This is a genomic window from Bacteroidia bacterium, from assembly GCA_033391075.1.
Taxonomy (GTDB): Bacteria; Bacteroidota; Bacteroidia; order J057; family J057; genus JAWPMV01.
Genome location: JAWPMV010000001.1, coordinates 7,721,367 through 7,746,224, shown reverse-complemented (window position 1 = coordinate 7,746,224; position 24,858 = coordinate 7,721,367). Strand labels below are relative to the sequence as shown.

Annotated in this window: 21 protein-coding genes; 9 read left to right on the top strand and 12 right to left on the bottom strand. The window is 42.6% G+C overall.

All coding sequences use genetic code 11. From position 1 onward, the window contains the following. Positions 1-87: 87 nt before the first annotated feature. Both R8P61_30825 and R8P61_30820 read left to right on the top strand, forming a co-directional pair. Positions 88-1,776, top strand: a complete 1,689-nt coding sequence (locus R8P61_30825) for a S8 family serine peptidase (protein ID MDW3651514.1) — start codon at positions 88-90, stop codon at positions 1,774-1,776. Positions 1,777-1,892: 116 nt separating this feature from the next. Continuing rightward, positions 1,893-2,816 (top strand): hypothetical protein, encoded by a 924-nt coding sequence (locus tag R8P61_30820; GenBank protein ID MDW3651513.1) that lies wholly within the window; start codon positions 1,893-1,895, stop codon positions 2,814-2,816. A gap of 54 nt (positions 2,817-2,870) precedes the next feature. On the opposite strand, the gene R8P61_30815 is transcribed toward R8P61_30820, so the two are convergent. Then, positions 2,871-6,005: a T9SS type A sorting domain-containing protein gene (locus R8P61_30815; GenBank protein ID MDW3651512.1), complete on the bottom strand. Its 3,135-nt coding sequence runs from the start codon at positions 6,003-6,005 to the stop codon at positions 2,871-2,873. A gap of 159 nt (positions 6,006-6,164) precedes the next feature. On the opposite strand from R8P61_30815, the gene R8P61_30810 reads away from it, so the two are divergent. From R8P61_30810 to R8P61_30790, 5 genes are all read left to right on the top strand, one after another. After that, positions 6,165-7,616: a T9SS type A sorting domain-containing protein gene (locus R8P61_30810; GenBank protein MDW3651511.1), complete on the top strand. Its 1,452-nt coding sequence runs from the start codon at positions 6,165-6,167 to the stop codon at positions 7,614-7,616. Between the two features lie 105 nt (positions 7,617-7,721). Continuing rightward, positions 7,722-9,347, top strand: a complete 1,626-nt coding sequence (locus tag R8P61_30805; GenBank protein ID MDW3651510.1) for an ATP-binding cassette domain-containing protein — start codon at positions 7,722-7,724, stop codon at positions 9,345-9,347. A gap of 157 nt (positions 9,348-9,504) precedes the next feature. Beyond that, positions 9,505-10,578 (top strand): alpha/beta hydrolase, encoded by a 1,074-nt coding sequence (locus tag R8P61_30800; GenBank protein ID MDW3651509.1) that lies wholly within the window; start codon positions 9,505-9,507, stop codon positions 10,576-10,578. Positions 10,579-10,846: 268 nt separating this feature from the next. Further along, entirely contained in the window at positions 10,847-11,812 is a 966-nt protein-coding gene (locus R8P61_30795; protein ID MDW3651508.1) for an IS110 family transposase, read from the top strand. A 218-nt stretch (positions 11,813-12,030) separates the two neighbouring features. Next, positions 12,031-12,702: an HAD family phosphatase gene (locus tag R8P61_30790; protein MDW3651507.1), complete on the top strand. Its 672-nt coding sequence runs from the start codon at positions 12,031-12,033 to the stop codon at positions 12,700-12,702. Here R8P61_30790 and R8P61_30785 read toward each other — a convergent pair. Both R8P61_30785 and R8P61_30780 read right to left on the bottom strand, forming a co-directional pair. Next, positions 12,691-13,299: a hypothetical protein gene (locus R8P61_30785; GenBank protein ID MDW3651506.1), complete on the bottom strand. Its 609-nt coding sequence runs from the start codon at positions 13,297-13,299 to the stop codon at positions 12,691-12,693. The two genes, R8P61_30790 and R8P61_30785, sit on opposite strands and share 12 nt — an antisense overlap. A 19-nt stretch (positions 13,300-13,318) precedes the next feature. Beyond that, positions 13,319-14,176 (bottom strand): rhomboid family intramembrane serine protease, encoded by an 858-nt coding sequence (locus tag R8P61_30780; GenBank protein MDW3651505.1) that lies wholly within the window; start codon positions 14,174-14,176, stop codon positions 13,319-13,321. A 407-nt stretch (positions 14,177-14,583) separates the two neighbouring features. On the opposite strand from R8P61_30780, the gene R8P61_30775 reads away from it, so the two are divergent. Continuing rightward, positions 14,584-14,922: a hypothetical protein gene (locus R8P61_30775; protein ID MDW3651504.1), complete on the top strand. Its 339-nt coding sequence runs from the start codon at positions 14,584-14,586 to the stop codon at positions 14,920-14,922. A gap of 11 nt (positions 14,923-14,933) precedes the next feature. On the opposite strand, the gene R8P61_30770 is transcribed toward R8P61_30775, so the two are convergent. After that, positions 14,934-15,623 (bottom strand): YggS family pyridoxal phosphate-dependent enzyme, encoded by a 690-nt coding sequence (locus R8P61_30770; GenBank protein MDW3651503.1) that lies wholly within the window; start codon positions 15,621-15,623, stop codon positions 14,934-14,936. A 219-nt stretch (positions 15,624-15,842) separates the two neighbouring features. On the opposite strand from R8P61_30770, the gene R8P61_30765 reads away from it, so the two are divergent. After that, the gene (locus R8P61_30765) at positions 15,843-17,165 is read left to right on the top strand and encodes a hypothetical protein (GenBank protein MDW3651502.1); all 1,323 of its coding nucleotides are present in this window, start codon (positions 15,843-15,845) and stop codon (positions 17,163-17,165) included. 140 nt (positions 17,166-17,305) lie between these two features. Here the strand turns inward: R8P61_30765 and R8P61_30760 are convergent, their stop codons facing one another. The 8 genes from R8P61_30760 to R8P61_30725 all read right to left on the bottom strand — a co-directional run bounded on the left by R8P61_30760 (position 17,306) and on the right by R8P61_30725 (position 24,802). Beyond that, positions 17,306-18,310, bottom strand: coding sequence for a beta-ketoacyl-ACP synthase III (locus R8P61_30760; GenBank protein MDW3651501.1), 1,005 nt, complete (start codon positions 18,308-18,310; stop codon positions 17,306-17,308). An 84-nt stretch (positions 18,311-18,394) separates the two neighbouring features. Then, on the bottom strand, positions 18,395-19,090 hold the full coding sequence (locus tag R8P61_30755; GenBank protein MDW3651500.1) for a hypothetical protein: 696 nt from the start codon (positions 19,088-19,090) through the stop codon (positions 18,395-18,397). Between the two features lie 159 nt (positions 19,091-19,249). After that, positions 19,250-20,470 (bottom strand): TonB family protein, encoded by a 1,221-nt coding sequence (locus R8P61_30750; GenBank protein ID MDW3651499.1) that lies wholly within the window; start codon positions 20,468-20,470, stop codon positions 19,250-19,252. A gap of 370 nt (positions 20,471-20,840) precedes the next feature. Beyond that, a complete protein-coding gene (locus R8P61_30745) occupies positions 20,841-21,539 on the bottom strand; it encodes an energy transducer TonB (GenBank protein ID MDW3651498.1) in 699 nt (232 codons plus the stop codon). A gap of 373 nt (positions 21,540-21,912) precedes the next feature. Further along, positions 21,913-22,359: a nucleoside deaminase gene (locus R8P61_30740; protein ID MDW3651497.1), complete on the bottom strand. Its 447-nt coding sequence runs from the start codon at positions 22,357-22,359 to the stop codon at positions 21,913-21,915. Continuing rightward, entirely contained in the window at positions 22,359-22,931 is a 573-nt protein-coding gene (locus R8P61_30735) for a Maf family nucleotide pyrophosphatase (GenBank protein MDW3651496.1), read from the bottom strand. Before R8P61_30735 ends, R8P61_30740 begins: the two co-directional genes overlap by 1 nt. Positions 22,932-22,972: 41 nt before the next feature. After that, on the bottom strand, positions 22,973-23,584 hold the full coding sequence (locus R8P61_30730; GenBank protein ID MDW3651495.1) for a DUF3109 family protein: 612 nt from the start codon (positions 23,582-23,584) through the stop codon (positions 22,973-22,975). A gap of 54 nt (positions 23,585-23,638) precedes the next feature. Then, entirely contained in the window at positions 23,639-24,802 is a 1,164-nt protein-coding gene (locus R8P61_30725; GenBank protein ID MDW3651494.1) for an amidohydrolase family protein, read from the bottom strand. Positions 24,803-24,858: the final 56 nt, after the last annotated feature.

Below are 24,858 nucleotides of genomic sequence, written 5' to 3'. Positions count from 1 at the left end.
AAATCTCTTTTTATTTCTGCCATCGAACCAGTAGTTTTAGAAAGACTGGGTGTAAGCTCAGTATCGTATGAAATTTGATCAAGACATATGAAATCAATTATTACAAGTATCCTGTTTCTGTTTTCCCTGAGTACTCTCTCTCAGGCTCAAGACAAAATGTGGGTATTCTTCACGGATAAAGGAGCTGACACCGAATGTAGACTCGCTCATCCGGAATCTTTCCTAAGCACTGATGCCATTGCCCTTCGTGAAACAAAAGGCATTGCCATTACAGCAGCGGATCTGCCCGTAGCAGATGAATACATACTCGGCCTCGAACAAATGGGCCTTCGTTCTCACTTTAATAGTCGCTGGATGAACGCAGCGGTTATAGAACTTTCCCATAGCGAAGCAGAAAGGGTTTTGGCTTTACCATTTGTAAGCCACCTGAAAGGCATGCATAAATTACAGCTTACAGGACTGGATGAAGAATTGGTAGAAATTCCAGCAGAAGAACTCAATTACGGTCGTGCCAAGCATCAAAATGACATGATCAATATTGGGCCCCTTCATGAAAAGGGATATGCAGGAAAAGGAATCAAAATAGCCGTCTTCGATGCAGGATATAGTGGAACAGATACCATAGATGTTTTTAAGAATATGATTGCAGAAAATCGGGTAATCGCTACCTGGGATTTCGTAGACAATCAGGAAAATGTATATCATTCTCATTCTCACGGTACACAGGTTCTTTCAACTATTGCAGCGGATCTTCCGGGTAAAATGGTAGGATCTGCGCCCAATGCTTCTTTCGTCCTCTGTCGCACAGAGAATGACAACTCTGAGAGTCTGGCGGAAGAACATAATTGGATGAAAGCCATGGAATGGGTGGACTCAATTGGGGTTGATGTCATTCACAGTTCGCTGGGATATTCGACTTTTGATGATGCGGAAACCAATCATACCTATGAAGATTTGGATGGAGATAAAACCATCATTACGCGTGCGGCCGATATGGCAGCAGCCCGCGGAATCATCGTAAGTACAAGCGCAGGAAATGAGGGTTCAGGCCCCTGGAAATACATCACTGCTCCTTGTGATGGAGATAGCGTTCTCTGTACCGGAGCGGTAGATAAATATAGTTCACGTTCGCGTTTCTCTTCTATCGGACCTACTCCGGATGGAAGGATCAAACCCGATGTAGTTGCTATGGGTACTCGCACGATCGTAGCTCACCCCAGCAATCGCATTTATGGCTCAAATGGAACTTCATTCTCCAGTCCGATTATTGCAGGTTTGGTGGCTTGCTTGAAGCAAGCACATCCAGATCGTAACCATATGGACATCATCCAGGCTGTAAAGCTAAGTGGAGATCAATATGCGCTGCCAGATGCCGAATATGGCTACGGTATCCCCGATGCTGCTTTCGCAGACTCACTCCTCAGCAATGTCAAAGACCTTTCAAAGGTCGAGATAGCCATGAGTGAAAAGCCGCAAAGAGGCCGTCCAGCCAAACCTCCTGTTGCCATTCAAAGCAATAGAAACAAAAAAGAAGAGCTTCAAGCTTCTTTGGTGCAAAAAAGCGCTATGGTAGAGATTAGTCTTGCCAATGAGAATGATCGAATTAAAAATATTGAGGTTAAGCGAGGAAAGGAAACCCTGAGTTTTCATCCCGAAGACCTGATTATCGAAGGAAATAAAGCGACAGTTAATACAAGCTATCTATTGAAAGGGCAATACAAGGTAAAAGTTGCCACTCAAAAAGCCTCCAAAGAACTGGATTTCAACATCCGATAGCTAGTTGTCTAAAACGTACAGGCCCGCTTTCCATCAGGAAAGCGGGCTTTTCTTTTAGCTGAAGTTACCTTTTCGCGGGCCCAGGCAACAAAAGGGAAACACAGAATAATAAAGCTATGAGAATTGTCATATTACTGGCCTTGTTGCTATCCGGCCACTTATTCGCCCAAAGCCCACAAAGCAAAAATCTGGCTCCCGGAAGTACAGGTGTACGTATGGAAGTAGAGGGCCTTATCAGAGAATTTATTGTCCATACTCCACCAACTTATGATGCGAATCGCGCCCAAGCATATCCCGTGGTTTTTATGTTTCATGGAGGCGGAGGAACAGGGATGAAATTTCACAATACTTCTGGCTGGAAAGAAAAAGGAGATCAGGAAGGGATCATCACGGTTTTCCCAACGGCTTATCGTACCTGTCTGGACAAAGCTGACGGAAGGAGTGAAAAAAATTATTGGATGACAGCTGGCAAACTGGATCAACTCTGCGCCAATCAGAAGGCTCATGATGATGTGCCATTCGTAGAAGCCATCCTCGACCATCTCAATAGCAATTATCATGTAGAAAGCAGAAAAATATACGCAAGCGGCTTTTCAAATGGTATGGGCTTTATCCTGAGCCAATTACTTCCTCGCATGTCTGATCGCTTCGCAGCTTTCGGAGGAGTAGGAAGCCTATTGCAAGAGGAGGTGAACGCAGCAAATGCCTCCCCTACTTTCGCTATGATCGGATCGATGGACGACCATTTTACCGGGCATGCAGGTCTCAGTGAACTTCCCCATAACGAATCAGGGGTAGAAGCCAATACCTTCCTGAAATCTTCACAAGAAACCATCCTTAACTCTATGGGATTGGGAACTCAATACAAGGTGAGGGAAAGACCAAAATATTTGCTCTATAGATTCGAAGGTACAGATACAGAATTGCGCTATGCTATACTAAAAGGCCTGGCGCATGTTTACCCCAAAGGAAGACAAAAAGATAATGGTATTGTGGCGGCTAAAGTCTTTTGGGACTTTTTTCAACAATACTCTTTGTAGACAGATACAATTGATAGTCGATAGAAACCCGGGCTCAAAACCCGGGTTTATTTTTTACTGCTTCACCAGTTTCAAAATAGCTTCTTTTTGATCTACTTTTATCCGACAGAAATACATTCCTTTTTCTCCTTGCAGTTTTAGGCTAAAGGAATCAAGCTGATCAAAGCTATGGACTTGTATTTGCCTTCCTCTTATATCCAGAAGTTCTACTTCTATAGAGGAATAAAATTTCCCCAATTCTATTTCCACTTCTGATGCTGTAGGATTGGGATAAAAACGTATCGCTGATTGAAAATCCGGATCGATGCCTACATTCATCACTTGGATACAAGCCGACATAGCCATACAATCTTCCCGACTGAGCATAACTGCATAATTTCCATTTGTTTGTGGACTAAAAGTCTGCTGGGTAGCTCCATCAATTGCGGAATTCCCATTGTCACAATCCACCCACTGATAATCCACATCCAATCCATGAGCACCTCCTGCATTTGCAGTAAGAACAGAACCGATCCGACTCACAGTTGTATCCAATTCCGGCAGGATTTGAAGAGTAAGTACAATTGCACTATCGCAATCCCTGTCTCGGGACAGCACCTGTAAATAGTTACCTGATTCGGTATAAGTTCGACCATTTAGCATATAACTTTCGCAGGTATTTACCTGAAGGAAAGTGGTGTCAATTTGCGGTAAAGAATCTGCAATGGTATTCAGTACGGTATTGGTTTTTACCGGCTTATTGAAATCGAAATAAATACTTGTGCTATTGAGAATCCTGGTATCGTCAGGAAGATTGGGAAGCGGAAGAATCTCAAAAATCACATATCCATGACTATTGGGTTCATCACTGATACTGTCGGGCAAATAGATATTATCAAAGCGAAACTTCATCACCCGATCGGGCAAAGCTTCTGTAATCATAGGCTCATGACTTTGGCCCACCACCCGAAAAGAGCTCAAATCCAGATTGGCATCCAGGGTATCCAGCAAGAATATATCTATGGCTGATGCATTCCCCGTATTTTGAAAGCGAAGAGTATAGGTGAGCCACTCATCATTTTCGATAAAACCTTCTTCACAAACTCCTTCCGGAAATACTCGTTTATCATTGGGATCATAGCTATTGATTACGTCGCGGCAATAGCCTCGATTGTTGAATTTCGTATTGTTCCCGCCGCCTTTTTGACGGATTGCAGAGCGAACACAAACTTCATCTCCGATCCCGGCCTGTGTACTTACTGTAGCACGCACACGAGCCAGAAAGTGTCCCGAGGTATCATTTAAATCATTGAAATACCAAATCAGGCTTTGCCCATTTATCGAATCAGGTGCTGGAACAGAGGAGGAATAGGTGAGGAAATTGTCCAGAATCAGAACCACTTCTCCATCCAGCGGAGCACAACCATCATTATAGGCATCTACCCAAATGGTAGATGTCCTTCCCGGGCGATAATCTGTTGAAGTAACATTGATATTCAGATCACTCGGTCTGAGATTCGCTGGCCCCCCAACGATAACACGACTGCTATCGCTACATCCGGCATCATCACTTACTGTGAACACAAAAGTTCCGGGTGAATCAGGTTGTATGAATCTCTTCGTAACTGGGGGAAGCGTATTCCAACTATAGGAATAATTACCCGATCCGCCTACTGCAGAACCAACTACCAGGCCGGGGGTTCCACAAGCCGGTTCATCGACCTGATCTATGGTGGCAGCTAATCCAGAACAACTATCCTGTTTCCATTTCAGCATAAAAATATCTCGACCTCCAGATATAGCTGAAAGGCTAAAATTGCCCGCACCCGGATCTACATCAAAATCTCTGGAAAATCGTCCTCCCAGCAATATATTTTTAGCTACATCTATAGTAAAGCCTGTGACTCCTGAATTTGTCACATCCAAACTTCTTCCCCAGAGATAGGTGCCATCCGGATTATAGCTGACCAGAAAAGTTTGGCCAAACTGTGCGGAAAGGGTCTCAATTCCCAGACCCGGATCAAAGTCTATATTTCCCGTAAATCCACCTTCGAGATAAATATTTCCCTCCTTATCCACATCTATTCTTTCGGCCGAGAGAAAATCGGTAGAGGAATTGATATCTCCGATCGTATTAGCCCACAGCAGATTTCCGCCCTGATCCAGCTTTTGCAAAAACATTGCTCCATTTCTGACTGCTGTAACATTCATCGTATTAGGGCCGGGATCCAGGTCAACGGTACCCCTTAAGCGGGCAGCGACCAGAATTTCATTTGCCCCATCAACAGTCAAAGCTACCTTTTCATAGTAAACAGAGCTTTCTATGCTTCTGGCCCAAAGGAAATCTCCTGCAGGATCCAGTTTTAGGATATAAATGTCGCGGGTATTATTGGTAGAATTGAGAGGTACGAGGGGCGTTCCCGGATCGATGTCCAGACTGCCCATAAAACTCCCACTCAGAATGAGGTTCCCTTGTCTATCGACTATCGAAGTTCGTATCCCGTCAAAATTTGCATTCCCAATTTCTTTGGCCCAAACAAAATTTCCCGAGGAGTCCAGCTTTTGGATAAAGGCATCTCCCAAAGGATCACCCACCAGTGTAAATGTTCCTGCTCCCGGATCAAAATCAACGGCTCCATACATATTTCCTGTCATGTAGAGGTTCCCTTGCTGATCAGACGTAAGGCTGGCAACCCTGTCGTCCTGAGCTCCTCCTGTTTGTTTTGCCCATTTAAAATTTCCGTTAGCATCCAGTTTTAGCAGGAAAATATCATTTTTTGAAGCGGAGGCCGAAGTCAGGTTGACCGTATTGGGGCCAGGATCAATATCGACAGTTCCGGAAAACAGACCTGCCAGGTACACATTTCCCCAATCATCTACATGCAACAATTCTCCAGGAATCGTATCTCCCAGAAAATCCTGAATCCATGCATGTGCCCATAATAGCTGGCCTGAGGGATCTAATTTCTGAATAAAAAGCTGAGGCTGGCCCAGCGGAATATTGACCACTTGTGATCCCGGTCCCGGATCCAGATCTATGGTATCCTGCACAGATCCATACACGTAAATATTTCCACTGGCATCTGTAGTTGTCGCTTTGGCAGCATCACTATTTCGACCTCCGAGGGTGTAAGCCCAATCAAATTCAACATTTTGGGCTGAGAGTGAAATGGATATAAAGAAGCTGAGAATACTAAGGAAAGTTTTCATGGGCGTGTTTTGGGTTGATACAAACTTCTAACTTCCGCAATCTATGAAATAAAAAGTGCCAGGAAAAAACTTTGAGTCGCAAGGCGCAAATCTCTAAATTTTGATAAAAGAGCGGGAAATATTTACCTTGGTTTTACATAAACGCCTCACAAGCTGAACATGAAACACATCACCCTCCTCCCTATACTTATCCTCTGGGCGAATCTGAGTTTTTCTCAAAACTACCGCCCTTTTCAACCCAATATGACTTATACCTTTCAATGGAGTGGCGAAAATGAACTCTTTATACTAAAGACAGACTCGGTCTATACGCTGGGATCAGATACGATTTTCACCTTCAATCGCATAGGGAGAGATTCCATATATAGGGGATTAAATTTCTCATATTATATGAAGCCAGATCAGGACAATCTATTTGGAAGAGCAATGATAGAGAAAGCTGGGGGCATATATGAGTTTGTAAGTTCTGATGAAGATACCTTTAACATACAGCTAAGGGCTCCCCTTAATCAAGCCTGGATTTTTAATAAACAGGATAGTATCACAGCAAAAATTACCGCGAGGAATGAAATGGATTTTATGGGGATTAGGGATTCGGTCATTCAAATTCATTTATCAAATCAGGATAGTCTACTCATCTCCAAAAACTATGGGTTGATAGGATCTCCAGCTTTTCTACCTCTGAGTCCAGAACGTTCCTTTCCTTACAGAGGAGTAAGTGGGAGAAATTCAGATAATCTTGAAATCTGGGGAATAGAAGAATTAGGGATTGGATCAAGATTGCCCTCCTTTCAGGAACTCTTTGATATTGAGGTCGGAGAAAGTTTTTTCTATCATGAGCGAATACCACAATATGCTACAATTGGAACCTATATTTGGCAAAGGGCTTTAAGCGCTCCCGTTTTCCCCAATCCCGATTCTGTCAGGCTTGTATATGAAAGAGACCGGGTCCATCTAACTTTTCTGGATGTATTTGAATACTTAGGAAGAGACACCATAGAAATTAGTCAAGACGCACAAAACTTTTATCCGCATTTGCTTAGCAACCAGGCTAATTCGGATCATGTCGTCCTTCGAGGGCCCTTTCTCAAGGAGCCTCTCAATCAACAGGCATATTATGTATTGGAATACTTTACGCCTCCTATTGATTCGACAAATCTCTTGCAGTCAACAAGACTAGTATTGGGATATGAAAAAGCCCTGGGTTTGACAATTGAGAGTAGATACAGCCATACACAAGAAGGTATTGGGGATCTTTATAGCCTTTCAACTATGAACTGTTATGAAAAGTTGACGGATTCATCCGGAGTCTGTCCGGATACAGCCACATATCTGGCACTTGATCCCTTGTTAGAATCTGCCCAGCTGAAGGCTTATCCAAATCCCGCTAAAGATTTCCTGGAAATCGATTGGGAATACCTTCCATCGGGCAAGCTTGAATTGCATTTACTTGATCAGACGGGAAGAGTCATCAAACACCATTGGATCGATACTCGCCTACAAAACAGCGTAAGCCTAAATATCGAGACCGTTCCAAAGGGTCTTTATTTCCTTACTTTCATTTGGAAAGGCAGGAAGTCAGGAGCTTTGAAGATAGTTGTTCATAAATAAGAAATTTCACCAGAGATGGCTTCTAATTTATCCCTATCAAACATTCTCTTTGGCAATTATTTTCCTTATCTTTGCAGCCGAATTCACAAAGAGTAGGAAATCCTAATGATTACAGTATCCAATCTTTCTCTCCGTTTTGGAAAGCGGGCCTTGTTTGAAGAAGCCAATCTAAAATTCACGCCCGGAAATTGCTATGGAGTAATTGGAGCCAATGGAGCCGGTAAATCTACCTTCCTGAAAATCCTTTCAGGCGAAATAGATTCTACCACCGGCCATGTATCCATTGATCCCAATGCGCGCATGTCTGTATTGAAACAGGATCACTTTGCATACGATGAGCATCCCGTATTGCAAACCGTGATCATGGGTGATGAAAAACTGTGGAAGGTAAAAAGCGAAATGGATGCCATTTACGCCAAGCCGGACTTCAGCGAAGAAGATGGGATCAAAGCAGGTGAGCTGGGAGCAGAGTTTGAAGATATGGATGGATGGAATGCCGAAAGCGATGCTGCCGAACTCCTTTCCAATCTGGGAATCACCGAGGATCTGCATTACATGCAAATGGCAGATTTGACCGGTAACCAAAAAGTACGGGTCCTGCTGGCTCAGGCTTTATTTGGAAATCCAGATATCCTCCTACTTGATGAGCCTACCAACGACCTTGATGTCGAAACCATTGCCTGGTTGGAGGACTTCCTGGCAGACTTCAAAAATACTGTGATCGTGGTATCTCACGACAGGCACTTTTTGGATGCGGTTTGTACGCATGTTACCGATATTGATTTCGGAAAAATTCAGCAGTTTACGGGTAACTATTCTTTCTGGTACCAATCCAGTCAGTTGGCCCTGAGACAAAGAGCTGATAAGAATAAAAAACTGGAAGATAAGCGGAAAGAACTTCAGGATTTCATCGCACGTTTCAGCGCCAATGCTTCAAAATCCAAGCAAGCAACTGCGCGTAAGAAGATGTTGCAAAAGCTTACCCTTGAAGATATTCAGCCTTCTAAAAGAAAATATCCTGCGATCATGTTTAAGCAGGAACGTCAGGCAGGGGATCAAATCCTCAACCTTGATGGTTTGACTGCAGAGATAGATGGGAGAGTCCTGTTTAGAGATATCACCTTTGATATGCAAAGAGGGGATAAAATCGCCCTCTTATCCAGAGATTCTTTGGCTATCACCACCTTATTTGAAATCCTTAATGGAGAAAAGGAAGCAGTTAGTGGAAGCTTCAAGTGGGGACAAACCATCACACATGCCTACCTCCCTAATGAAAATGAGCATTTCTTCACCAAAAACCTTAACCTGATTGAGTGGATTCAGCAATTCACCGATAACCAGGAAGAAGAATTTGCCCGCGGATTTTTGGGACAAATGCTTTTCTCAGGAGAAGAATCCCTCAAAAAAGCTACCGTCCTTTCCGGAGGGGAAAGAGTACGTTGTATGATCGCACGCATGATGATGTCTCAACCCAACTTCCTCATGCTCAACGAACCGACCAACCACCTCGACCTGGAGGCCATTACCGCCTTCAACAATGAGTTGATCAAATATCCCGGATCTCTACTCCTCTACTCTTCTGACCACGAGTTCATGCAGACTTCTGCTACTCGGGTAATCGAAATCACTCCAAATGGAGTTCTCGATAAAATGATGAGCTATGATGACTATATCCTCAGTGAGGATATCAAAGCTCAGAGAGAGGCAATGTATGAGGGAGTGAAAGCATAAAGCCGGAGGCTTTTGACGTGTTAGGGTGTTTGTGTGTTAGGGTACGAGGGTTCTAATGAATCCATTTTCCCAATCACTAACACATTAATACCCTAACACACTAACATTTTTTCAACCTTCCCCCTCCCCTTCCGTCTTTTATATAAAGCCGGGCCGAATGAAGCATTCCATCCTTTTATTGATTCCTTTTCTCTTCTTTTCCTGTAAAGCAGAAAAAGATTCTGTTCCTGATTTTCCCAAAAAGCATGTCATTCTGGAGGAAGCCGAACTAAAAGGCCAATCCAATAGCCGCAAGCTGTTTCCTGTAGAACAATGGGCAGAAGATGAAGCCTATGCCGAGCATACAGATCGAAAGGCATGGCAAATGACCTATGATCTTTTTTTGCCGGAAAATGAGGATAAAGAAAAGTCCCTGATCGTATTTCTTCATCCCGGAGCTTTTCTGACCGGAAGCAAGAATGATGCTCTGATTCAGCGTTTGTGCAAGGACTTTGCGGGAAGAGGTTATGCGACCCTGGCGGCCAATTATCGACTTGCTGATTATCAGGGAGGTTTGGGAGATTTGCTGAATCAATTGATGAAGCCGGGCAAACTTGCCAAAAATCAGATCTACCGCAGTTTGCAGGATGCACATAGTTTGCTCGCCTATTGTGAAGCAAATGCCGAAGTATGGGGTGTAGATCCGGATCGCATTTATTTAGCGGGCTATAGTGCAGGAGCCATACTAGCTTTGAATTATGCCTACATCGATGAACGAGAAGCCTTTGACTTCTTCAAGCATGATCCGCTGGACTGCCTGGATTGCTTGCCTTACAAGGGCCAATCAGAAGAAGATCTCAGCCGAGGAAAAATCCGGGGCTTGATAGCCATTGCGGGAGGAATATTCGAGCTGGATCATATTGAGGAAAAAGATCAAATCCCGACTTTGCTCATTCATGGAAATGAGGATGATATGGTTCCTTATCATCAAGGCATTCCTTTTGACAAATACAAAAGAGAACAGGAATATGAATTTCAAGACACAAAAATCAATATTCCGGAAAGCCTGAGCCGATTTGTGATCCGGCATTTCTCATTACCGGTATATGGTTCGGAAGAAATTTATGAGCGGAAAATAAAAAATGTGCGATTGGTGGAAATCGAGGAAAAAGCTCACGAATTTTCCAGCAGCGGAGCAGAATATGAATTCCTTTTCGGAGAAATACATTCCTTCCTGAAAAAGACGAATTAGGTTCTGGGCCCAGGAGATTTAGTGATCATCAAAGAATTGTCATCCTATACTTGCCTAAGAGCTAGGGAAGAAAAGAATTCTTAGTTTGTGGTATTTGAATAAGCAGCAAAAGGAGAGGGGATAAATCCGTTAAGTGTCATTGGTTTAAAAAACCGTCCGGGATGTTGGTTTCCCTCTCCCTCTGATTCAAAACTAGAACAGTACAGTAGGCTAAGAGCCAGAATGTAGGATTGATAAGTTCGAATCAGAGCTGCTCAAATATAGGATTATGGATAATAACGTATATGGAATCGACATTGCCAAAAAAAGCTTTGAAGTAGTCTGTCTTAATGATAGTGGGAAAAGCTGGGTAAAAAGCTATTCCAATACTGCTTCGGGCCATTGTAAATTTATCGAAGTCCTCTCTCAAGGAGATCTCTGTGTCATGGAAGCAAGTGGTCCCTATTATTTATCCCTGGCCTTTAGTTTACATCAGCATGGGATTAAACTAAGTGTAGTTAATCCCCTGGTCATTCGCCGCTACAGTCAGATGCAATTAAGGCGAACCAAGACCGATCAGCAAGACGCGCGCTTAATTGCTCAATATGGACGGGATCACCGAAGCTTTATTAAGCCCTGGCAGCCTCCAGCGGCTATTTTTCTCCGCTTACAGCAGTTTTTGACTAGCATTAACCTATTTCAAAAACAGCTCCAGATGCTTCGTAATCAGTTCGAGGCTATGGATCAAGTTCCCATAGTGGATCCTTTGGTAAGAAGTCAGCAGCTTTATCTGATTGAACAACTACAAGCTTCGATCAAGCGGCTGGAGCAACAGATGCTCAGCCTTAGTAAAGAGCATTGTTCACAAAGCTATCAGTCGCTTATGAGCATCCCAGGTATAGGACCTAAGACCGCTTGTTTGTTGATCTGTATTACCCATGACTTTAGCCGATTTGAGTCTGCCAAACAATTGGTCGCTTATTTGGGATTATGTCCTCGTATTTTCACATCGGGTAGCTCTGTAAAGGGAAAAGAGAGGATCGTAAAAATGGGGCAGGCCTTGGCAAGAAAGTATCTCTATATGGGAGCCTTTTCCGCGATGAAAGTAAATCCTCTTTGTCAATCTATGGTAGAAAATATGAAACAAAAGGGTAAACATCATAAAGTCATTAGAGTCGCCGTTGCTCATAAACTCTTAAGGCAGGCTTTTGCTGTAGCTAAAAATAGAACTCAATTTAATCCCAATTTTATTTGACTTTTACTACAGTACATCCCGGAATTTTTATCGATGAAATGGAAAAATATCCGGGATCTCTAGTAGTAGAAAGAGATCCCGGATAAATTTTTTCCGTTAACTTCCAAAATTTTCCGGGATGACAACTTTGTTGTTTTTTTATGTTCTACAGACATTTATCTATCCAAATTTCATAAAAAGGACTAATTTCCCTGCCTCATTCAATAAAGCAGAAAATTATGTCTGGAATAAAGCATTTGATTTTCGATTGTGACGGAGTCCTCATTGACAGCGAATATGTAGCCGTACAGGTCATGCTGAAAATGCTGGCACCCTTCGGCTATCAAAGCAGTTTTCAAGCCTTTTCCAGCCAGTTTACAGGCATGTTGGATACGGAGATTCTCAAGTATTTAAATGAGCAGGAAGGCCTGCCTTTTCCCCCAAATTTTTACCAGAAAATTGAGGCAGAAAGAGATCGGGTTTTTGCTGAGGAATTGAAACCGGTAGCAGGAATGCCTGAACTTGTCAAAAGTATCTCCTTCCCCAAATCAGTGGTCTCAAATAGTCACGTAGCACATGTACAGATGTCTCTGGATATTTGCGGAATCAGGCCTCTTTTTGAAGAGAGAATCTATTCTTCTGAGCATGTACCCAAACCCAAGCCGCATCCGGATGTATATTTGCATGCCCTCCAATCACTTTCTCTGTCCCCAGATGAAGTGCTAGTCGTAGAAGATAGCCTCACTGGTGTTCAGGCAGCAAAAGGAGCGGGTTGCAAAGTCATAGGTTTTGCAGGAGCCAGTCATATATCAGATGGACACAGTAATAAATTGGGGGAACTAGGGGTTGAGACAACTGCTGACAATCCAGAAGCACTTTCCCAAATCCTTTCTTCCTACCTAGTTCTCTAAAGAAAGAAAAGTCAACTGTTCCAATCCTTCGAGAGTCGCCAACCAGGCTGCAACGACTTTCATTAATAAAGGATAATCTGACAAGGGAGCTTCATCTATGATGTAGAGATTTTTGGGATCATCTTTATCATAGCTAAAATCAATCAGATGTACCTCTGCTCTGCCTTTTGGAGTTACGATTTGCTTGAGGAGAGAAAAATCCTGGCTTGTGGCTTCTTTTTTTCTTCGGAGAAAGTAAACGTCGCTAAGACTTTTAATCACCCAATTGGATTCATTTGAAACGGTATCCCGCCAGGATTCAAATTCCACAAAATTCTGGCCCATTTCTGCTCTTCCGAAATAATTGCCTTGCCCATCTTCCTGAAACCGGATACTGCCCCAGGGTTCACTATTGATCAGCCAGTTTTGAGCAGCTCCCCGATCGACATCATAATAAATCCAAAGCGTCCCCTCCTGAAAATCAGTCAGGAGCTTGATCCCTTTGAGCTTGAGCGTCAGATCCTTCTTATTGAGCTTTAATTTTCCTTTGAGCAAAGTACCCTGTCCATATCCCCAGAAAGGCAAGAGGAGCAGGCATAGAAAGTATATGTGTTTCATACCGAAAGCTTGAGACAGATTATTCATCTGTTCTGCGCGATAATTGTTCGAGTCGTTTTTTCTCTGTGGGGCTTAAGTTTTCATAACCTTTATCCAGCAAATGATTGATTTCATCTTCCACGCTGGCAAATTTAGAGGAAGATTTTTTACCTCCCTTTTTAACGGTAAAATTGCTACTCACCTTTGAGGCCTCCTTCTTCCAATAGCCGGGAATCAAAAGCATCTCCGGACGGGTTACAATCAAATAGAGGAAGATCATGGCAGGGAACAAGAGCGCGGAAATGATAATGGGATATTTCGCAAATAGGCCGGGTACATATAGCAACATTAGTAAGAGGCCAATGATAGCTCCCCCCAAATGCGCATCATGGCCGATATTATCATTTTTGGCCTTTATCCCATAAATAGAATAGGCTACAAAGAGAATACCTGCCAGCCAACTCACCATAGGGATAATGAAAAAGAGATAGAATTGCCCGTATGGCTGTAAAGCGATATTGGCGAATACAACTCCACTCACGGCTCCCGAGGCACCCAGAGCACTATAACTGCCATTATTTCTGTGGATGAAAAGGGAAAGCGCATTTCCCCCGATCAAACTCCCAAAATAGATCACCAGATAATACCAGGCCGGGAAACCAACATAATGAAAGAGGCCCGAAAAGGTATAGAGACAGTACATATTGATCAGGAAGTGAAACCAGCCGCCATGCAGGAAACCCGAACTCAGCATACGGATGTATTCTTTCCGTACGAGAATGGCTTCTACATTGAAGAGGTACTGCTTTTTAAAAGAAGGGTCGCTTTCTCCTTTATAGGTTACAATAAGATTAGCGACGATTATCAGCAGGCTAATTTGATCTACTCCCAGTTCCATATCTTAAAATTACGTGAAAAGCCTAAGCTCTCAAAGTTATATACGGAAGCAAGAGGGCTTTTGTGCGCTTGATCCCTTCTGAAAAGCTTCCCTGGAATGGAGGAAAATCAAGCCTGGAGGTTTAATAGCTGTTAAAAATGTGTGATTTTCTTTCTTTCTCCCCACAATGGCACATTTTTTCTACCAGGGCCTATGTTGTTGATAGCGGATGCTCGCTTTATCAAAAGCTTCTGAATGAAGCCTTTAGCCTCGCACTTAATACACTTGGTATATTATTTTGATTTACAAATAAACCGAATATTACAAGTTTCCACTACCTGTAAGAAATACGAAATAGAGCATTAGGTACACAAGCGGGAGGCAGAGATATTTATGACATCAAACAGAACGAAGAAAAAACGGTAATCATGAAAGTGATCATTACGAAACAGCATATAAAGGCTGCGAAGTTAAGCGAAGGAAGGATAACACCTATTGAAGTTGCTCTAAATGATATGGATTGTTTCCAGGAAATCAGTTTAAAAGAACAGGAAGAAACGGGAAATTTCTTGCTGGAACTTGATGGAATGAAAATGGACCTGCCTAAAAAGGCTAGTACACAACTCAGAAATTTTATGGAAACAGGCGAAATGAAAGCATTCAATTTCGACCTACCCATGGAAGAAGAAATTTTTGTAGGGGAAGATCTGTTAATGGAGTCTTTTGAAGATAGTCTCCATATGGACATGGATCTGGATTTCTTTTAAGAGCACATGAGTCAGGGGTAATATCGAGAACCAAACACAGCACTCCCTACCCGCACCATGGTAGCGCCCTCTTCTATGGCAATTTCAAAGTCTCCGGACATGCCCATAGAGAGTTCCTCCATATCGATGCGGTTATGAGTTAAATTTCCGAATGTATCAGCAGCCATCCGTAATCGTCTAAATTGATTGCGGATGGTTCCTTCATCTGAGACAAAGGCAGCCATACCCATGAGGCCTTTGATATGAATGTGTGGAAATTGATCGATGTCCTCCAGAATGCCTTTTGCTTCAGCTTCATCCATTCCTGATTTCGCATCCTCATCCGAAATATTCAGCTGAAGCAGACAAGAGATCGTCCGTTCATTTTTTGCTGCCTGTTTTTCTATCTCTTCTAATAGTCTCCTTGAATCGACGGAATGGATAAGGTGAATAAAAGGAGCGATGTACTTCACTTTATTTCTTTGCAAAGTCCCAATCATGTGCCAGCGAGCCTCCGGCAGTTCCGGATGTTTCTCTCTCAATTCCTGCACCCGATTTTCTCCAAAGTCCAATTGCCCTTCTGCATATGCCGCATGAATCAACTCCATCGGCTTGGTTTTGGAAACCGCTATAAGTTTTACACTATCTCCCTTTCTGCCGGCATCTAATGCGGCCTTTTTTATCTTTTGCTGAATGTCTTTCAGATTTTCTGCTATTTGCATGGAGCAAAATTACATATTGACATAGAGATGAGAAGCTTTTTTATAATTTTTTTCAGCTCCATGCAGCAGTTTTCATCATGCTTCCGTTTTAGGGGAAAATCAGTACAACCGCACAATAAGCCTAAACCTAAGCTTAGCACGTTCTTCTGCGAACCTGATTTTGATTTCTACTGAGTACAATCGCTTTATTCCACATGAAGCATTTTATACAAATTTGACATGAACAAACGAACTAGTTTACTTCTACCTCTGCTATTCCTCGTAGCTATTGCATTTAATGGCTGTGTGCAGGACCAATGTGAGCAAACTGTTACTTACCTCACTTATGAACCCGTTTACAAAAGCTTTGAAGAAATCAGAGCCGGAGTTAAAAGTGAAGCACCACGCGCCGTAAAGAATCCCAGCAAAATCTATTTCAAGGATAGTTTTATCCTGATGAGTGAGCTAAACGAAGGGATTCACGTGATCGACAATAATGATCCCAGAAATCCCAATCCCATCGCCTTCATCGCGATTCCGGGTACAAGAGATATCGCTGCCAGAGGAAATGTCCTTTATGCGGATTCCTATACCGATATGATAGCTCTGGACATCAGTAATCTCCAAAATGTAAGCATCCTCGGCAGACAGGAAAATGTCTTTCCCTATGGCTCCTGGCACAATGGCCTTTGGGCTGATCCGGACAAAGGGATAGCCATTGATTGGATTGAGAAAGAAGTTACCGAGGTTCATGAATGTGGCAATAGAGGATTCAATATCCTTCCCCAAAACATGTTTACCTTCAATCAGGCCGTTGATTTGAGAGTTGATGCCCTGGCTTCCAATTCTCAGCTGGAAAGTACCGTCCCTAGTGGTGCCTCAGAACTTAGTACCGGCGTAGGAGGTTCTTTTGCGAGATTCGCTATTACAGGCAATCACCTCTACACAGTTACCTTTAGCGATATGATTGTCTTTGACATCACTGATCTTTCAAGTCCCAGAGAAGTAAACCGATTGGGAATTGGATGGGATATAGAGACGATCTGGCCAAAGGGTGATCGCCTGTACATCGGAACTCAAACCGGTATGCTGGTATTCTCTATCGCCAATCCCGAGCAGCCCGAGTGGTTGACTGCTGTAAGTCATGTACAAGGTTGTGATCCTGTTGTTGTAGGAGAAGAATATGCCTTCTCAACGATTCGTGATGGAAGAGATTGCCGCTCCAATACAGCCACAAACAGCCTCTTTGTGATTGATATCAATCCGATCAGCAGTGCTTTTATTGCGGCAGAATTTCCCTTCACCAATCCACACGGCCTAGGACTCAGAGATGATATCCTCTTTCTATGTGATGGTGCGGATGGTTTGAAAATATTTGATGCTTCTGATCCTTTGAGACTCAATGAGCGTCAATTGGCCCATTTCCCGGATATCACAGCGATCGATGTAATTCCGTTGAACAACATCCTGATCATGGTTGCGGAAGAAGGCCTCTATCAATATGATTACTCTGACCTGAATAATATTCAGCAGATAAGTTTAATTCCTGTAGAAAGGGATTAGTGTGTATAATGAGTGGCACAACCAACACATAATGTTAGCGGCGTTCATCTCTGAACGCCGCTTTTGTTTGCACGAAATTTTGCAAAAAGGAAGGGGCAGCTCATGAGCTACCCCTATCGATTATATTATCGCAAATATTTTTACCAGCGAATCAAGGCAGATGCCCAGGTAAATCCACTACCAAAGGCAGCCAGACAAACCAGATCTCCTTCCTTTACCTTACCCAATTCCCAGGCTTCATTGAGAGCAATAGGAATAGAAGCTGCTGTGGTATTTCCGTACTTCATGATGTTGTTGTGAACCTTTTCGGGTTCGAGCCCAAGTTTCATCCGAACGGCCTCAGCGATACGAAGGTTGGCCTGATGAGGAATGAACATATCAATGTCTCCTGTTTCATATCCCGTAGCACTAAGGGCTTCCTGAATGACCTCAGGAAATTTCTCAATAGCGAATTTGAATACATAGCGCCCGTTCATGGTAGGATAAATAGACCGATCGTCTATCATCTCCTTGGTCACATGTCTTTCTTTATGGCCACTGGGTGCCAAAACTGCCAGCCTTTCAGCATGTGTCCCATCTGCATGAAGATGAGTGGTCAGAATTCCTTTACCTTCTTCAGAAGTTGGTTGTAGAATAGCTGCTCCTGCTCCATCGCCAAACAAAACGGTAACATCCCGGCCTTCATCTGAAAAGTCCAGTCCAGAGGAGTGAATTTCGGATCCCACCAGCAATACATTTTTGTACATACCGGTTTTCACAAACTGATCCGCTATGGACAATCCATAAATAAATCCGGAACACTGGTTTCGGATATCCAGGGCAGGAATACCTTTATCGCTCAATCCCAGGTCTCTTTGCAGTAGTACACCTGAGCCAGGGAACATATAATCCGGGTTCAGGGTGGCAAAAATGATAAAGTCTATATCTTCTGGAGTAATTCCGGCTCTTTCACAAGCCATACGAGCAGCATTGGCGCCCATATTAGAAACGGTATCCTTACCAGGGGTAAAATATCTTCTTTCTTTGATTCCCGAACGTTCTTGTATCCATTCGTCGGAAGTAGTCATTCGGGTGGATAGCTCATCGTTAGTGATCACATTCTCAGGTACGTAGTAGCCCAGAGCAGCGACTTTGGTTTGTAGCATAGGTCTATTATTTGTTCAAAAATACAATTCAGCCTCTGTACAAACAAAAGCTATGAAAAGGGAACATTTAAGATCAGGAGATTGTTACTGTGAACTCAGCAATTCTTCGTAGTAGGCAAATACTTTGCTGATATCTTCATCTTTATCCAGGTTGATCTTTTGCTTTCTCATAAATTGATCCAGTTCTTTTTTCAGGCCAAAATTCTTGATCACAGAAGACCTTTTCATACTGAAATTTTTGAGTTCCCCATCTTTGAGTAGATAGTAGACCCGGGTGCCGATGAATCGTTTTTTCGTTATGGTTCTACCGACATCCTGAAAAGTCTTTTCAGTAACTGTAACTCGATATTTTTCAATAACACTTACTTGTTTTCCCCGATAAACCAGGCGGACAAATTTCTCTTTGAACTGCTTATGCAAACTGCGTTGAAAAATGAGGTTCTCTCCAGCATACTTGGGAAATTTATCTCCATTTTTCTTTCGGTCAAGTTCAATTTGCATGTAGAATTTATCCTCCAACTCAATGAATCTATCTCCTTTTTTAACCTCGAAATTTTTTGAGTATCCATTGTAGTTGATAAATACCTCTTTGATTATCTCCCCGGAATTGGTCGTAACATTGCCGATTAACCAATTTTTGAACAGATAAGGACTGTCTTCTATATCTTCATATCTATCTGGATCTATTTTTTGGCTGTTAAGAAGTTCTAGTTCACTTTGGGAAAAGGAAGCTGAAAGAAAGCTCAGCAGGAGGATTAGCATAAAGCTGTGCTTGCGCATGGTTCTTAGATAAGTTTAGGTTAGAAACTGAGGGGAAAATCTTTATATAAACATACAGAAAAAATAGCATATGCCTGGCACGCAGGATAAATCCTTAACAGCAAAACGGCAGCTCTCATTGCGAAAGCTACCGTTTTAGTACATGAATCTATTGTGTATCTATTCAAATAGTTTAAATCCAATCGGCATGGTTTTGTAAACGGATACTCTTTTGCCGTCATGCTCACCGGGAATCCATTTAGGCATTTTTCTCACCAAACGGATCGCCTCATCATCACAACCAAAACCAAGACCTTTCAATACGGCTATATCTGAAATGGAACCATCTTCTTTTACTACAAAGCGAATGAATACTGTTCCTTCAATTCCAGACTCTCTTGCAGCTTGCGGATAGGTATAGTTTTTACGAAAATATCTTTTCAACCCATTCTTTCCCCCAGGAAATTCAGGCATAATGTCCGCATTAAAAAGAACAGAAGGAGTGGAAAGAGTATTGGCAGGAGAAGGGGCAGGTACAGAGGTATTGCTCTCTGTAATATTGTCTTCCAGTTTTTCGGCCGCTACTTCTTTTTCCTCTACCGGAGGATTATCTTCCTCTCCAGGCCCAGGTTCTTCTGCTTCCTGTATCCCTGAAAGATTTTCTGTTTCTTGTTCATCATCCGCTGTATTTTCCTCTGTCCGATCTTCTTCATTGATATCACGGGTTGCTCCATCAATGATTTGCGGTTGGCCTACAGAAGTTTCACTTTCTGCAGGAGGTGTAGCATTGTTTTCTGCAAATACCTCACGATTCTCTTTGGGTGTCGTTTCTTTTTGGGTTCTGGAGATCCGTATGGATTTGGTATAGATACTACTTCCTCTATCCGGAGAGCTAGCCAAAAGACGTAAACGATAGGTACCAAATGAGTTATAGGTATAGCGGCTAACTCTACCGACATTCTTTCTTTTGTATCCTGTCCCGAATGAAAGGGTGTAATTGATATCCGGATCATAATCTTCAATGGTGAAGATCAGTTGATTTCCTTCTGCCCTGCTTCCGGATATATCTATCGAAAATTTCTGCAGGATTTCTTGTGGGCCTTCATCGAAGCCATCTTCTTCACTGCTCCCGTCCTGAGAGCTTTGGTAAAATGCAGGTTGAATTTCACTCCCTTCAAACAGATCAACCAAACTCTGATATTCATTCAGGTTCTGGATGGTATCTGTTCCCAAGGCGTGGGCAACAACAATTCGGGAGTCATCCTCATCAAAGATTTCTGTAACTTTTTCTTTACTCAATTCCTGGATAGAATATTTTTTCAATTCTTTGTTGGATCCCAGGATAAAATATAGCGCTCCAGCTGACAAGGCAGCTACTAAACCGAGCCCTAGTACAATCATCTTTTTTCTCCGCGATGCCTTCTCCCGTTCCTCAATTCTTTGCAAGTAATCGTCAATACGATGGGGCGAATTTGTTGCTTTTTTCATATGACCAAGGAAATAGATCGTCTTGCTAAACAGGCTATAGATTAGCCAGAAAATCAGTAATTCGTTTAGGGTAAAACCAGTACTTAATTAATTAATTGTCCACTTTTCGCAAATGGTACGGTGCCGCGAATAGTTTTTCGAACAAAACTAAGTACGGCTTTAATGGGAAGACTTAAAATACATCCTGTATGAACGGAGGTATGTGCCCTTTGACTTGTTTAAATCAGGGATTCAAAAGGAGAGGGACGTGTAAGGTTTACGTCAATAAAATATCGATATGTACTTAGAACTCAATGCTTAGTGCTTCATACACTGCTACAGCTTTACTTTTTTTGGTAGCTGGCATCCAGGCAGGCATTTCTTCTACAATGCGTATTGCCTCTTCATCACAGCCGTATCCCATCCCTTTCATAATGCGGATGTCGGAAATGCTACCATCAACATTTACAATAAATCTTAGGTTTACCTGACCCTCTATTTTGCGGGTCTTTGCTATATAAGGAGTGCGTTTGGTTCGAGCGATATATTTTTCCAGCCCTCTTTTTCCTGTTGGAAATAGAGGTGGCTGATCATATTCTATGGCTAAATCCGTATCCTGGAAATCTGCTCCCCGAAAACTTCCTTCAGGTATCATACTTTCATCAGCAGAGGAATTGCTGGCAAAAAACTCAGCAATTGTCATACTTTCTTCAGCACTAACTAAATTGTTTTTTGAAGGCGAAGGAGAAAAGTGTTCTTCCGAAGCTAATTCTGCAAACTTCATCCCCTTTTCCTGGGTTTGCATTTTGAGGTATTGATAATACTCTTCCAGAGACCGAATGGTATCTGTATGTGCTTCGTATTTAAAAACGAGGTGGATTTGTTGTTTTTCGGTGAGGAACTTTACCTTTTGGGCATTGAGTTCCTGGAGGCTGACATTTTTATAGGAAACAGGAGCAGGAACCCAGACCAACATACCCACGGTAAACAGGAGTAAGATCATAGCCAATAATATTACTGGCAATACGATCTTCCGTTGCGTGAGCACTTCTGTCTGCTCTTGATTTATTATTTCCTTCCTATCGGATATCATTTCCTTACTTTGAGCTGAGAGAATTATTGCCTTTAGGTCAGGTCTTCTAATTCTCTTCGTCTAAAATGGGGTCTACTATTGAGACATGGGTTTTTGAAAGGGTCATCCTATTTCTACTAATCTAAAACTAGGCCAAAAATATTTGGCAGCCCAGCTATTTTGCGCGAATGGACAATTTGGTTCGGAGTTTAGTTTAGGAAAGCCCTTGAATAGCGTGAAAGGAAGGGTGATAATACGGAAACGTAATAAACTTGCAAAAAATAGCAGATCGCCTTTAGGAGGGTCAGGCTCTTTTTTGTTTGAAAAATTTTGTCATCAATTCGGCACATTCATATTCCATCACTCCTTGAGAGAGTTGGGTTTTGGGATGAATCAAGAGGGGTTGATGTCTGCTAAATCCAGACTTTTCTTCGCGAGCTGCATAAACAATTCTGCTTAGCTGGGCCCATTTTATTGCCCCCGCGCACATGACGCAGGGTTCAACCGTAACGAAAAGCGTGCAATCTCTAAGGTATTTACTTTGTAGAAAATCGCAAGCCGCAGTTATTGCCAGCATTTCGGCATGAGCAGTAGGGTCCTGCAAACGCTCAGTTTGGTTGTAGCCTTTTCCGATAATTTGAAAATTGGAAACTACAACTGCACCAATAGGTACTTCGTCCTCCTCAAAGGCCCTCTCAGCCAAGAGGAAGGCCTGTCGCATGAAATACTCGTCTTTGTGAATGGAAAGCATTAGGCGTATTGTAAAAGCTCCTGGTAGAGGCGAGACACAGGCAAGCCCACTACATTGTAGTAGTCGCCTTCTATTCGCGTAATCCCAATTTTACCGATCCAATCCTGAATCCCATAAGATCCCGCCTTATCCATCGCTTCATAGTGCTCAATATAGTAGCCAATCTCATAATCGGATAGCTTGCGGAAAGTCACTTCTGTCAATTCGGCAAAAGAGCTAAATTTTCCTTTGTGGAAAACCGTTACCCCTGAAACCACTTCATGCGAACGTCCTGAAAGTTTTTGTAACATATCACGGGCATCATTCTCATCTTTCGGTTTTCCCATTACTTCACCATTAAGCGCCACAATGGTATCTGCGGTAACGATAATATTTTCAGGAGAAAGGTCGTCAAAGGCTTTCGCCTTATTTTCGGATATCATAACTGCTACTGCTCGAGGATGCATTTCAGCAGGTGCATATTCATTTACAGGTCTTACGATCACTTCAAAATCCAGTCCGATTTCCTCGAGTAGTTGTTGCCGTCTGGGAGATTGGCTGCCCAGAATCAATGGCGCTTTCAATTTTATCATAGCTCAAAGATAAAAGAATTTGAGAGCCTTTTGAGGCAATTTTATATCTCTTCCTCTTCCCGTCGTTTCGCTATTGCAGCCAATACTTCATAAAATTCCTCCCCGTATTTTCGGATGAGGGCATTCTTTACAAATTTATATACGGGAATCCCTTCTCTTTCCCCTTTATTGCAGGCAGCAGAACAGATGTCCCAACGATCATAATTGAGTCTGTCAACTTCTTTAAAGCTACTGATTCTTATGGGATACAAATGGCAGGATATAGGCTTTTGAAAGTCCAGCTTACCATCATTGAAAGCCTGTTCGATCGCACATAAGGCAATCCCATTTTTAAAGGTTACATAGGCACATTCTTTCCCTTCAATCAGGGTTGTAGAAAAATTGCCCGTAAAATCCCTGACATAGGTCCCTTGCGCCTTAACCGCCTTCTTCCCTTCAGCTCGCATATAGGGTTCTACAGTTTCATAGATTTCATCCATGATTTGTAGCTCCTCCTTTTCCAAGGGAGCTCCCAGGTCTCCTTCCACGCAACATGCACCCTTGCATTTGGCTATATCGCAAGCAAAAAGTTCATCGGTAATATCGGCGCTGATGAGCTTGTCATCGATCTCTATGATGCCGGAATATGCTTGCTTCTTTTTTCGTCTGCCCATGTACAAAAATAATATTATCTCACTTAGAAGAAAGCACTTGAATTCCTCAAATTCCTAAAAAAGTTTTTCCGTTTTACTGCTATCGAGCAAACGCAGACTTTCCATATCCAAATTCTGGATAAGGTTAACACCTGGTTTGGAGCCCAGTTTAAAACTTCCCAATTGATCCTGGATTCCAATTGCCTTTGCCCCCTGATAGGTCAACCAACCTAAAATTTTTTCAAGGGGAATATCTGGCTCCAGTTTATGCACACATTTGGCCTCCTCAAAAACATCGAGGTCATGATTACTTGCGAGGCTATCGGTCCCTAGGCAAATCCTTTCTGTCATTTGCTCAAACTTTCTAATATCGGGATAGCGCTTGTGTATGTAGTAATTGGAACGAGGGCACAAGCAAAAACTTGCATGCGGGAAATAGCTCAAAATCTGATCTAGTTCTTCTTCTGTGATTTCGGTATTGTGCACAAAGAGAATGGCCTGATCTGTTGATATTTCCTGAATCACATGCCTAAGTGCGCTATTGGTTCCAAAACCGGAATAGGGCAAGTTTACTTTTCGATAGAAATCAACAAAGGCTCCCCTCCCCTCTTCAAAGAGTTCGCGCTCTTCCTGAGATTCCAGCAAATGCAGAGACATTCTTTCGGGATGTTGACGGGAGATCTCCCGAATCAATTCAGAACTCATGGAGTAAGGTGCATGGGGACTAATGGATGCTTTCAGACCTTCTGTTTCAAAATCTGTGATCAGATCTTGGCCTTTATTCATCTCTGCCTCAACCCGCATAGGATCGAGGCCCAACAACTCAATGAAGCTATAGGTAAATAAATACTTATGTTTCAGTTTAGCCGGTAGGCTGTTGAGGGTATTGCAAATATCCCCTATCCCTACAGTACCTTTTGCCCAAACCTTCTCCATCTCTCCATCAATTGCATTTAGTTGTTCTGCATCGGTAAAACTGAATCTCTTGGCAAATATCTCTCCGATGAAACCTGTCATCCCCAGGCCCTGCGGAATATGTTTTTTCATAAAGGAGAGTTCCAAATGACAATGGGCATTGATAAACCCGGGGCAAAGGATCCCCCTGTAGCGGATAATATCCTGGTCTCCATCCTCTTTTTCAAGGCGCAATATTTTGCCCTGATCGTCTACTTCCAGAAAATGATTTCTCAATAATCCCTGTGGGGGATGATACATGTAATCGGCGCTGATCTTGGGCATATGCCAGGGGCTTAATTCACAATATTGGTATAAAAACCCTCAGCATCAAGCTTTTC

Bases quoted from the DNA above. Each gene is read 5' to 3' on its own strand.
- R8P61_30730 (MDW3651495.1), bottom strand. From the start codon at position 23,584: ATGGGCAGACGAAAAAAGAAGCAAGCATATTCCGGCATCATAGAGATC.
- R8P61_30760 (MDW3651501.1), bottom strand. From the start codon at position 18,310: ATGCTACAAACCAAAGTCGCTGCTCTGGGCTACTACGTACCTGAGAAT.
- R8P61_30725 (MDW3651494.1), bottom strand. From the start codon at position 24,802: ATGCCCAAGATCAGCGCCGATTACATGTATCATCCCCCACAGGGATTA.
- R8P61_30820 (MDW3651513.1), top strand. From the start codon at position 1,893: ATGAGAATTGTCATATTACTGGCCTTGTTGCTATCCGGCCACTTATTC.
- R8P61_30755 (MDW3651500.1), bottom strand. From the start codon at position 19,090: ATGCGCAAGCACAGCTTTATGCTAATCCTCCTGCTGAGCTTTCTTTCA.
- R8P61_30785 (MDW3651506.1), bottom strand. From the start codon at position 13,299: ATGAAACACATATACTTTCTATGCCTGCTCCTCTTGCCTTTCTGGGGA.
- R8P61_30780 (MDW3651505.1), bottom strand. From the start codon at position 14,176: ATGGAACTGGGAGTAGATCAAATTAGCCTGCTGATAATCGTCGCTAAT.
- R8P61_30795 (MDW3651508.1), top strand. From the start codon at position 10,847: ATGGATAATAACGTATATGGAATCGACATTGCCAAAAAAAGCTTTGAA.
- R8P61_30750 (MDW3651499.1), bottom strand. From the start codon at position 20,470: ATGATTGTACTAGGGCTCGGTTTAGTAGCTGCCTTGTCAGCTGGAGCG.
- R8P61_30775 (MDW3651504.1), top strand. From the start codon at position 14,584: ATGAAAGTGATCATTACGAAACAGCATATAAAGGCTGCGAAGTTAAGC.
- R8P61_30825 (MDW3651514.1), top strand. From the start codon at position 88: ATGAAATCAATTATTACAAGTATCCTGTTTCTGTTTTCCCTGAGTACT.
- R8P61_30770 (MDW3651503.1), bottom strand. From the start codon at position 15,623: ATGCAAATAGCAGAAAATCTGAAAGACATTCAGCAAAAGATAAAAAAG.
- R8P61_30790 (MDW3651507.1), top strand. From the start codon at position 12,031: ATGTCTGGAATAAAGCATTTGATTTTCGATTGTGACGGAGTCCTCATT.
- R8P61_30805 (MDW3651510.1), top strand. From the start codon at position 7,722: ATGATTACAGTATCCAATCTTTCTCTCCGTTTTGGAAAGCGGGCCTTG.
- R8P61_30815 (MDW3651512.1), bottom strand. From the start codon at position 6,005: ATGAAAACTTTCCTTAGTATTCTCAGCTTCTTTATATCCATTTCACTC.
- R8P61_30800 (MDW3651509.1), top strand. From the start codon at position 9,505: ATGAAGCATTCCATCCTTTTATTGATTCCTTTTCTCTTCTTTTCCTGT.
- R8P61_30735 (MDW3651496.1), bottom strand. From the start codon at position 22,931: ATGATAAAATTGAAAGCGCCATTGATTCTGGGCAGCCAATCTCCCAGA.
- R8P61_30765 (MDW3651502.1), top strand. From the start codon at position 15,843: ATGAACAAACGAACTAGTTTACTTCTACCTCTGCTATTCCTCGTAGCT.
- R8P61_30810 (MDW3651511.1), top strand. From the start codon at position 6,165: ATGAAACACATCACCCTCCTCCCTATACTTATCCTCTGGGCGAATCTG.
- R8P61_30740 (MDW3651497.1), bottom strand. From the start codon at position 22,359: ATGCTTTCCATTCACAAAGACGAGTATTTCATGCGACAGGCCTTCCTC.
- R8P61_30745 (MDW3651498.1), bottom strand. From the start codon at position 21,539: ATGATCTTACTCCTGTTTACCGTGGGTATGTTGGTCTGGGTTCCTGCT.